This is a genomic window from uncultured Corynebacterium sp. (genome assembly GCF_902782855.1).
Classification (GTDB): Bacteria; Actinomycetota; Actinomycetes; order Mycobacteriales; family Mycobacteriaceae; genus Corynebacterium.
Map to the genome: position 1 here is coordinate 1 of NZ_CACZOO010000199.1, position 10,027 is coordinate 10,027.

General features: G+C 69.2%; 9 protein-coding genes. 7 read left to right on the forward strand and 2 right to left on the reverse strand.

Annotated features, from left to right (window positions below; genetic code table 11):
• Window positions 1-23: 23 nt before the first annotated feature.
• Window positions 24-2,387 carry a 5-methyltetrahydropteroyltriglutamate--homocysteine S-methyltransferase gene (metE, locus tag QZV72_RS08595; protein WP_297007356.1) on the reverse strand — a complete coding sequence of 788 codons (2,364 nt, stop codon included), beginning with the start codon at window positions 2,385-2,387 and terminating at the stop codon, window positions 24-26.
• Between the two features lie 457 nt (window positions 2,388-2,844).
• Here metE and QZV72_RS08600 point away from each other — a divergent pair, with 457 nt between their 5' ends.
• The 5 genes from QZV72_RS08600 (at window position 2,845) to QZV72_RS08620 (ending at window position 6,564) form a co-directional block, all read left to right on the forward strand.
• A complete protein-coding gene (locus QZV72_RS08600) occupies window positions 2,845-3,144 on the forward strand; it encodes a hypothetical protein (RefSeq protein WP_297007359.1) in 300 nt (99 codons plus the stop codon).
• 386 nt (window positions 3,145-3,530) lie between these two features.
• Window positions 3,531-4,313 (forward strand): ECF transporter S component, encoded by a 783-nt coding sequence (locus QZV72_RS08605; RefSeq protein ID WP_297007360.1) that lies wholly within the window; start codon window positions 3,531-3,533, stop codon window positions 4,311-4,313.
• Window positions 4,310-4,963, forward strand: a complete 654-nt coding sequence (locus QZV72_RS08610) for an energy-coupling factor transporter transmembrane component T (protein ID WP_297007364.1) — start codon at window positions 4,310-4,312, stop codon at window positions 4,961-4,963. The genes QZV72_RS08605 and QZV72_RS08610 overlap by 4 nt, the downstream gene beginning before the upstream one ends.
• A 48-nt stretch (window positions 4,964-5,011) precedes the next feature.
• Window positions 5,012-5,434 carry an OsmC family peroxiredoxin gene (locus QZV72_RS08615; protein ID WP_297007366.1) on the forward strand — a complete coding sequence of 141 codons (423 nt, stop codon included), beginning with the start codon at window positions 5,012-5,014 and terminating at the stop codon, window positions 5,432-5,434.
• A complete protein-coding gene (locus QZV72_RS08620) occupies window positions 5,431-6,564 on the forward strand; it encodes an ATP-binding cassette domain-containing protein (RefSeq protein ID WP_297007369.1) in 1,134 nt (377 codons plus the stop codon). Before QZV72_RS08615 ends, QZV72_RS08620 begins: the two co-directional genes overlap by 4 nt.
• 127 nt (window positions 6,565-6,691) lie before the next feature.
• Here QZV72_RS08620 and QZV72_RS08625 read toward each other — a convergent pair whose 3' ends face one another.
• Window positions 6,692-7,201, reverse strand: coding sequence for an Hsp20/alpha crystallin family protein (locus QZV72_RS08625; RefSeq protein WP_297007372.1), 510 nt, complete (start codon window positions 7,199-7,201; stop codon window positions 6,692-6,694).
• Between the two features lie 186 nt (window positions 7,202-7,387).
• Here QZV72_RS08625 and purT point away from each other — a divergent pair, with 186 nt between their 5' ends.
• Both purT and QZV72_RS08635 read left to right on the forward strand, forming a co-directional pair.
• Window positions 7,388-8,599 (forward strand): formate-dependent phosphoribosylglycinamide formyltransferase, encoded by a 1,212-nt coding sequence (gene purT, locus QZV72_RS08630; RefSeq protein ID WP_297007375.1) that lies wholly within the window; start codon window positions 7,388-7,390, stop codon window positions 8,597-8,599.
• 213 nt (window positions 8,600-8,812) lie between these two features.
• Window positions 8,813-10,027: HNH endonuclease signature motif containing protein (locus QZV72_RS08635; protein ID WP_297007377.1), on the forward strand; the 1,215-nt coding region annotated here is incomplete at its 3' end.

The window sequence follows — 10,027 nt, forward strand, 5'->3', positions numbered from 1 at the left end:
ACTACGCCGTGACTACGCTGTGACTACGCCTCGACGGAGGCGCGGGCCTTCTGCGCGGCGGCGACGAGCACCTTCAGCGCGGCGGTGGTCTCGGGCCAGGCGCGGGTCTTCAGACCGCAGTCCGGGTTGACCCACAGCTGGCGGGCCGGCACGGCCTCCAGGGCATCGGCGAGCTGCTTGTCGACCTCGGCCTGGTCCGGCACGCGCGGGGAGTGGATGTCCCAGACACCCGGGCCGACGGCCAGCTCGAAACCGGAGTCCTTCAGGGCGTGCAGCACCTGCATGCCGTTGCGGGACGCCTCGATGGAGGTGACGTCGCCGTCCAGGTCCGCGATGGTGCCGATGAGCTCGTTGAACTCGGAGTAGCACATGTGGGTGTGGATCTGGATCTCGTCGGAGACACCGGAGGTCGCCAGGCGGAAGGACCCGACGGACCACTCCAGGTAGTACGGCTGCTGGGCGCGGCGCAGCGGCAGCAGCTCGCGCAGGGCGGCCTCGTCGACCTGGATGATCCTCGCCCCGGCGTCCACCAGGTCGTCGATCTCGTCGCGCAGCGCCAGGGCGACCTGGTCGGCGGTGTCGCCGAGCGGCTGGTCGTCACGGACGAACGCCCAGGCCAGCATGGTCACCGGGCCGGTCAGCATGCCCTTGACGTACTTGTCGGTGAAGGACTGCGCGATCTTGTACCACTCGACGGTCATGGCCTTCGGGCGGGTGACGTCACCGAACAGGATCGGCGGACGCACGCAACGGGAGCCGTAGGACTGGACCCACGCCAGGTCGGTGGAGTGGTAGCCCTCGAGCTGCTCGGAGAAGTACTGCACCATGTCGTTGCGCTCGGGCTCGCCGTGGACGAGGACGTCGAGTCCCAGCTCCTCCTGGCGGTCGATGACGTCCTTGATCTCGGCGACCATCGCGTCGTGGTACTGATCGTCGGTGATCTCGCCCTTGCGCAGCTTCGCGCGGGCCTGGCGGATCTCGGCGGTCTGCGGGAAGGAACCGATGGTGGTGGTCGGCAGCGGCGGGAGGTCCAGCTCCTTCTCCTGCACCTCGCGGCGCTGGTCGAAGGGGTTGCGGTGCCGGTCGGCCTCGGTGATCGCGGCGGTGCGCTCGCGGAGCGCGGCGTTGCGGGTGCGCTCCGAGTTCTTGCGGGACGCCACGGCGGCGTGGGCCTCGGCGACGGCGGCGTCGTCACCCTCGGACTCCTCGCCACGCAGGGCGCGGGACAGCAGGGCGACCTCGGCGACCTTCTCGGCGCCGAAGGCGAGCCAGCTGCGCAGCTCGGCGTCATCGTCGAGGCTGGTCTCCTGGGCCAGGGAGTAGGGGACGTGCAGCAGGGAGCAGCTGGTGGAGACGCCGACCGGGCCGCGGGCGGCGAGGGTCTTCAGGGTCTCCAGGGCGCGGGCCAGGTCGGTGCGCCAGATGTTGCGGCCGTCGACGACGCCGGCGAGCAGCTGCTCGGCACCGGTCCAGGAGGGGAGGAGGTCGGCGTCGGCGATGTCGGTGTCGGACGACTGACGCTCGTCGGTGCGTCCGGTGACCAGGTCGACACCGAAAGCGGCGACGCCGGTGCCGGTGAGGGTCTTGATGGCGAGGTCGCCGTCACCGAAGTAGGTCTGGACCAGGATGTTCAGTTCAGCCCCGGAGTCCTGCACCGCGGCGGCGAGCTTCTCGTAGCCGGCACGGGTGCGGGCCAGCAGGTCGGCCTTGCGGGTCTCGTCGGCGTCGACGTCGGTGACGAGGTAGGGCTCGTCGAACTGGACCCAGGCGGCGCCGCGCTCGGCGATGCGGGGCAGCAGTCGGGCGTAGGCGTCGAAGACCTCCTCGAGGTGGGTCAGGGCGTCCGAACCGTCGGTGGTGCGGGCCAGGGCGAGGTAGGTCAGCGGGCCGATGAGGACGGGACGGGCCTGGGTGCCGCGGGTGATCTGGTCGTGGAGATCGGCGAGCAGGGCGGCGTCATCGAGACGGAACTCGGTGTCCGTGGCCAGCTCGGGGACGATGTAGTGGTAGTTGGTGTCGAACCACTTGGTCATGGCGGACGCCGGGAGCTCGGCGGTGCCTCGGGCGGCGGCGAAGAGCCGGTCGATGAAGGCGGGGAGGCCGTCGTTGTCGTGGTCGTCGATCTCGGCGACGCGGGCGGGCAGGGTGCCCAGCAGGGCGGAGGTGTCCAGCATCGAGTCGTAGAAGCTGCGTCCGATGGTCGGGACGGAGTCCAGGCCGGCGGCGGTGAGCTGATCGGCCTGCTGGTTGACCAGCTGGGTGGCGACGGTGGCGAGGTTGCGCCCGGTGGAGGCGTCCTTCCAGTAGGTTTCGAGAGCCTTCTTGAGCTCGCGCTTCGGGCCGATGCGCGGAACCCCGGCGACGGTGGCGTTGATCTGTGCGGTCACTTGTGATCCTTCACGTGTGGTTGAACGGTTCTCGCCGTCGACCATGGGGCCGCGTGTGACCGTGTCCGTGGATGCCCGCCCCCGGGTGCGCACTGGGTGCGCGAAAGCCCCGGGAATGGTCTGGTGAAACAGGCCTGCATGCTGCGGTAATCAGGTCCGTGGGGGCCTGCCCGCAGGTTCCGCCTCGTCCGGGGCTCCAGGAGGGGAACTCGACTCTCGTCGACTGCTTGGTGCCCAAGACAACCAGTAGACCGCTTGGTCTGTCAAGTTCGTCTGTGTGCGGGCCGTTCCATTCTCCGGGAAGACGCAGGTGTGAGGGTGTGCATCAGGATGATTCTGGACCGGTCACGTGGCGGATGGCAGGGGAAATCTCCAGCTGGCAGGGGAAAATCTGGATTCAACACCCTCGGGCGGGAATTACCCCTGCCGCAGAACAGAGACCCCTGCTGCTGCTTTGATGTCCCTGCCATCTGCGGAACACCCCTGCCGGAAGGCCGTCGACCCCATCGAAAGTCTGGAGCAGGCGGGTATGCTCGCCACCATGTGGCCGGTGTACAGCACAGACCGGTACCGGGACGCCCTCGCGCAGTGGGACGCCGGGCAGTCCGACCCCGATGACCGGCGTACCGCCAGCTACCGCCGCATCTGCCTGGACGCCGAGGCGCTCGCCGTCGCTGATGTGGTGACCTCCGGGCAACGGGCCATGGACAACCCACTGCCTGTCCTCATCCTGAATCCTGACCGACGCCGTGGGTGAACTGGTGGAAGCGGGGCGGCGTCCTCCGGCATAGCGGAACGGCGTGACACCGGTGCAACCGGGGCGCCCGGTGGTGCTCGTCGTCGCCCGCGACACGGCGCAGGACGCTCTGCGCACGGGTCCGCAACCTCCGCACGGAGATCATCGTCGCCGACCGACCGTTGCGGGGATTCACCGAGGTTCTCGCCGGTCTCCCTGCCGGTCTTCTCGCCGGTCTCCCTGCCGGTCTCCCTGCCGCCGACCTCACCCGCCGACGCCGCCTTGCCCTGGTGACCCACACTCGGCACAATGAGCACGTCAACACAGCAGCGCGGCGTCCCCGAGGTGACATAGGGGACGCCGACGCACCGGCGCCTGCGCGCCGGGAGAACCCAGGAAGCCCACCCGTGCGCCCCTTGTCACGACCTGTCCGTATCGCGCTGATCAGTGTCAGCGTCGCCCTCTTCGTCATCACCTGGCTGTGGCTCGTCCTCAGCCAGCCCGACGACTCCGACTTCTCCTCTGTCGCGGACTCCCGCTCCACCGCGATCGCGCTGGTCGGTTTCCTCGTCCCCACGATCCTCTCCCTGGTCGCGGTGATCCCCACCCTCCCGGTGCGCACCCTGAGCATCATCCCCGTCGCCCTGGTGCTCAATATCGTCGTCGGCCAGGTTGTCGGCACCATGGGCCTGCCGATCCCGCTCTACCTCGACTCCTTCGGCACCGTGTTGGTCGCCGTCCTCGCCGGTCCCGCCGCCGGGCTCGCGACAGGCGGTCTGTCCTCGATCGTCTGGGGCGCATTCAACCCGACGATCATCTGCTTCGCCGCCGGTTACGCGATGATGGGTTTCGCCGTCGGCCTGGTCCGCCAGCTGTGGAAGTCCTCCTGGTGGAAGGTCGTCCTCGCCGGCCTGGTCCTCGGTTTCCTCTCCGGCCTGGTCTCCGCCCCGGTCGCGAACTTCATCTTCGGCGGCACCGCCGGCACCGGCACCGGCCTGCTGGTCTCCGGTTACGAGTCTCTCGGCTTCTCCAACACCACCGCCGTGTTCCTGCAGTCCTGGCCCTCCGACCCGATCGACAAGGTCATCATCTTCCTGCTGGTCTTCGCCGTCTACCGGGCCCTGCCGTTGCGCACCCGGCGCACCTTCGACCCGGCGCAGGCACCGGAAGCGACCCCGGCGACCGTATGAACCCGCTCACCCCGCTGACCGCCGCGGTCTGCGCGGTGGCGGTGGTCATGGTCGCCCACGAACCGGTGGTCAGCGCGTCCTTCCTCGTCGGTGCGGCCCTGCTCGCCCTCATCGCGGGACGCCGCCACCGCCGTGCCCTGGCAGCGTCGCTCTTCCTCGCCGTCCCGGCGACGGTCTCCTACGGGCTGATCTACGTGCCCTTCGCCGACGACGGCTGGGCCACCACCGCCGACCTCTCGCTGCGTTTCGCCGGGATGACCACCGCCGGGCTGGTGCTGCTGAGTTTCGTCGACGCCGACGCCCTCATGCGCGACCTGCAGCTGCGTATCCCCGCACCGCTGGTCTACATGGTCGGTTCGGTGGTGCGACTGCTGCCGATGGCGCAGCAGCGCTGGCGCACGATCCGTCAGGTCCAGTTCAGCCGCGGTGTGCCGGACACGTGGCGGGCGCGGACGTCCTGCGTCCTTCCCCTGGTCGTCGGCCTGGTGGTGGACGCCGGCAACCGGTCCCGCCCCCTGCAGCGCACCGGCATCGGGGAGCCGGGGCGGCGCACCGTCCTCGTCCCCGTCCCGGATCCGGCGGCAGGACGCATCGCCCGGTGGATGCTCGTCGTGGCGTCCCTCGTAGCCGTCGTCGTCGCCGTGATGTGACGCGTAGCCTTGGGGATCCACCACACTTCCGACGCAAGGAGCACCGACATGTCCACCGTCAGCAGGGCCAGCGCACACTGGGAGGGCGATCTCTTCAACGGTTCCGGCCGCGCCAGCCTGGACACCTCCGGCACCGCCACCTTCGAGACCAGCTGGAAGGCCCGCACCGAGGCCGCCGGCGGCACCACCAACCCCGAGGAACTGCTCGGCGCCGCCCTGGCGTCCTGCTACCTCATGCAGCTGTCCAACGGACTGGCCGAGGACGGGCACCCGGCGGACACCCTCGATGCCCACGCCGCGGTGACCTTCGACCCCGACAAAGGCGGGATCACCGGCATCACGCTGACCGTCAGCGGTGAGGTCCCCGGTCTCGGCAACGAGGAGCTCCGTGACAAGGCCCGCTGGGCTAAGGACACCTGCCCGGTCTCCAATGCCCTGAAGTCCGTGCCCAAGGAGATCCGCTTCGAGTGAGGTACATCTGGGGGGCCTCCGGCTCCGGTCTGTCCGAGCACGCCTGGGCTACGGCCGAGGCGTCCGGCGCCGCGTGGGTCGGCAACGACGCCGCGGCGCACATCACCCTGCTGCGTCCCACCGTCCGCGAGGAACTCGCTTTCGGTATGGAGCAGCAGGGCGTTCCGCGTGAGGTGATGGAGTCCCGTATCGCCGACGCCGTGGACCTCTGGGGGCTGGGGGAGATCATCGACCGGGACCCGTCGCGGCTGTCCACCGGGCAGACGCGCCGGGTGGCCGTCGCCGCCGCCCTGCTCCGCGACCCCGGTGCGCTGGTCCTCGACTGCCCGACCGACGGATTGGACGCCGCGGCGGTGGACACCCTGGCGGAGACCCTGGGACGGTTCAGTGCCGAGGTCGGCGACGTGACCGTCTACGACCGGGTAGACACCCCGCTGACAGCACTCGCCGACGAGCAGCTCCGGCTGGACGCGGGGACGCTGACCCCCGCTCCCGCGCCGGGCCCGGAGCTGCCGGACCCGGCGGAGATGGCGCCGGCGGCTCCGGGTGATCCGGTCCTGGACTGTGCGTGCACCGTGACGAACGGGTCCTTCACCCTCGATGCGTCACTGGTCGCCCGCGCCGGGCAGGTCACCCACCTCGCCGGGCCGAACGGGTCGGGCAAGACCACGCTCATGCTCGCCGTGCTCGGCCTGCTCCCGCACACCGGACGCCTGGTCGCGCCGACAGCCGGCTGGGCGCCGACCGGGATGGACGCCGCGTTCTCGAAGCGGTCGGTGTTTCGGGAACTCATGGTGGGCGCGGATTCCGCCCACGCGCGGGCGGCTCTCGAATGGGTGGGGCTGGAACAGTGGACGGACATCCACCCCCTGGACGTCCCCAGTTCGGCGCGACGGATGGTCGCGGTCGCCGCCGCCCTGGTCCGTGGCCCGGAACTGCTGCTCGTCGATGAGCCGACCGTCGGGTTGGACGCGCCGGGGCACAGCTGGCTCGCCCGCGTCCTTCGGGGCTACGCGGCGGGGGAGTACCACCGGGTTCTCGGGGTGGGGGAGAAGCGCCCGGCGGTGCTGTGGAGCTGTCACAACGCGTCTTTCGCGCAGGTGGTCAGTGACGCGTCCGTGCGGTTGTGAGCGGTGCGACGGGGGCCTGACACGGTGACGGAAAAAGACCCGGCCGCGTTGTGTGGGGCGGCCGGGTCGTTCACCGAGATGTCGTGTGTCTCACAGGGACCATCGACATCACCCTGCGGGGTGTTACCTACTCAGCGGCGGCTTCCTCTCCGGACTCTTGCCCGGACTCTTGCCCGGACTCCACCGCGGGGGTGACCGGTGCGGTGTTCACGCTGTCCCGGTGGGTGACGGTGATGCGGCGGGTCTTCGCCCGCTCGGCGACCGGCAGCGTCACCGTGAGGACGCCGTCGGCGAACTCTGCGGCGATCTGTTCGGTGTCGACCGTGTCCCCCACGGAGACCTGGCGGCGGTAGGAACCGGAGAAGCGCTCGCTGGCGAGCCAGGTGGTGCCGCCGTCCTGTTCAGGGACGGCGGGTCCGGTGGTGCGTTCCGCGGAGATGGTGAGGATGCCGTTGTCGATGTCGATCTCGACGGACTGCGGGTCCACTCCCGGAAGATCGGCGGTGAGGGTGAAGCCTTCCTCGGTCTTCGCGAGGTCCATCGGCATGAACCGTGGTGCGCGGTTGGCGGGGGTGGCGAAGAACTCACGCGCGACGTGGTCGAGAGGGGCGAAGGGGTCGAGGCGGAAGCTGCTCATGATTCTGTCCTGTCTGCCCCGGTAGATCCCGGGACGGTCGGTCGAAGTTGATTACACCACACTCAACTCTGTCGGGGGTGGATCTATTCCGGCGATGTCCTCAACGACTGTTTGTTTCGTGGTCGACGGTCCCCTGCGGGTACCGTTTCCGGTGACGACAACTGCCATCCTCCCGAAAGGAACACGGTGTACACTCCCGACGCCATCGGCACCCCGGGCGCCGCCAACGCCACGAAAGTCCTCCTGCTGGGTTCCGGTGAACTCGGTCGTGAGGTCACCATCGCTCTCCAACGCCTCGGTGTCGAGGTCCACGCCGTCGACCGGTACGCCGGCGCCCCGGCCCAGCGGATCGCCGACTTCCACTACACCGTGGACATGACCGACCCGCAGGCGATCCGCGGTCTCGTCGAGGAGATCCGGCCGGACTTCGTTGTCCCCGAGATCGAGGCCCTGGCCACCGACGCACTCCAGGAGGTGGAGGACGCCGGCCTGGCGACCGTCATCCCCACCGCGCGGGCCACCCGGCTCACCATGAACCGCGAGGGCATCCGCACCCTGGCGGACAAGGAGCTCGGGCTGCCGAACTCCCGGCACGTCTTCGCCTCCACCTACGAGGAGTTCGAGGACGGCGTCCGCCAGATCGGCATCCCGTGCGTGGTCAAGCCGGTTATGAGCTCCTCGGGCAAGGGGCAGTCCTACATCCGTACCGCCGAGGACATCGGCCCGGCGTGGGACTATGCGATGAGCGGTGGCCGCGTGCACTCCGAGCGCGTCATCATCGAGCAGTTCGTGCCCTTCGACTACGAGATCACTCTTCTCACCATCCGGTCCGTTGACCCGTCGACCGGGGAGGGCGCCACCTGGTTCTGCGAGCCGATCGGCCACCGTCAGCAGCACGGCGACTACGTCGAGTCCTGGCAGCCGGCGCAGATGAGTGAGGAGGCGCTCGGGGCGGCACGCTCCGTCGCGGCGCGGATCACCGGTGCACTGGGCGGCCGCGGCGTCTTCGGTGTGGAGCTGTTCATCAAGGGGAATGACGTGTACTTCTCCGAGGTCAGCCCGCGTCCGCACGACACGGGCATGGTGACCATGGGCTCCCAGCGGTTCAGTGAGTTCGACCTGCACGCCCGTGCGATCCTGGGTCTGCCGATCGACACCACCCTGATCTCCCCGGGTGCCTCCGCGGTGATCTACGGCGGGGTCGAGGGGGAGACCCCGTCCTACTCCGGTCTGGCGCAGGCGCTGGCGGTCCCGGAGTGTGACGTGCGGATCTTCGGCAAGCCGGTCTCCCACGAGCGTCGTCGGATGGGTGTGGCGTTCACGACCGCCGAGAGCACCGATCTGGCGCGGCAGACCGCCAAGAAGGCGGCGGACGCCGTCTCCCTGCACGTGAAGTAGTTTCTGTCGCCGGGGGCACCGGGCCGGTCGCTGACCGGCCCGGTTTTTCTGTCCGTCTCCTGCCGTCTCCCGCCGTCTGCGGAAGTCTGCGGAGTTTGCGGACGCGGGCGTATTCGAACACATGGTCGACACTGATGATTCGCGCGTGTATGCTTTCGGGTAGTAATCAATCGACTGTCGTGCGGTATCCGGAACGCCACGAGGGGAGGGGACATGGCCGCCACACTTCTTCTGCCGATCGATGGGGAACACCCTGCACGTGACCTCGTCCGGACAGTGAACCGTGCCGAGTTCGATCTCGTGGCGTGGCTGCTGAGCATCGATGCTGACCTCCGTCTGTCGACTGCCCTGGCACTACGGCGTCGGACAAGGGCGGAGGCCGTCAGATACGCACACGCTACCGAAGTTGCCGGACGCATGCCGGAGCTGTTCGACCTGCTCGGCGCGGACGGCCGGATCACCGTGGACCACCTGGACACCGTCTGGTCCCGGATCAACCGGCATCTGGCCCCCCTCTCCCGTGCTGAGGCCCACCGCCTCGGTCCGGTGATCGACACCGCCGTCGCAGCTGCCCTGACCGACTGGATGGAGGCGGACTGCCCTGTCGGTCTGGAATCCTTCGCACTGGTCGTGCAGGAGACCCTCACCACCGTCGCCGCCGGGCTCGTCGCGGCGACAGAGCTGGCTGAACAGGACACCCAACGGTTGACCAAGCGTGGTACGCGCCTGGTGCTGGACTGTGGTTCGGAGACCACCGCTACCGCGGTGTGGGGAGCCATCGGTGACAAGGCCCTCGACCTGCTGCGCGCAGCCCGTCAGGTGGAGAAGGGCACCGCGGGCGTCGGACAGGAACCGGGCGCTGTGGTGGACGGTGTCGCCGGAGTGGACGGTGTGGTGTCCTTCTCACCGTCCACGGTGGGGGTACCCACGATGGCGCAGTGCCGGGCGCGGGTCCTGCTCGACCAGCTGGGGGACACCCCGGCAACGATGCGTACCGTGGTGAACCTCTACCGCCCCACACTCGACGGGCGGATCGGGGTGGGTGGTGCGTTCATCCCCAGGGTCGGGTACATCTCCGAGGTCACCGCCGAGATGCTGGAGTCGGTGGCGGACCTGGTGCGGTGTCTGCCGGACCGGGAGGATATCCTCTCCGACGAGAGCGGGGCCTACCGGTTCCCGACGATGCAGCGTGCGGTGATGGAAGGTCGGGACGGGCACTGCCGTTTCCCGGGCTGCGGCATCCCCGCCGACCGGTGCGAGCACGATCACATCGTCAACTCGTGGCACACCAGTCCGGGGTCGGACGGGCCGACGGCGGTGACCAACGGGATGTGCCTGTGCCGGTTGCACCATGCCCTGAAAACCGCGGGCCTGTGGGCGGCGGAAACCACGGACGGTGGGGTGACGGTGATCTGGACCGGCCCGGCC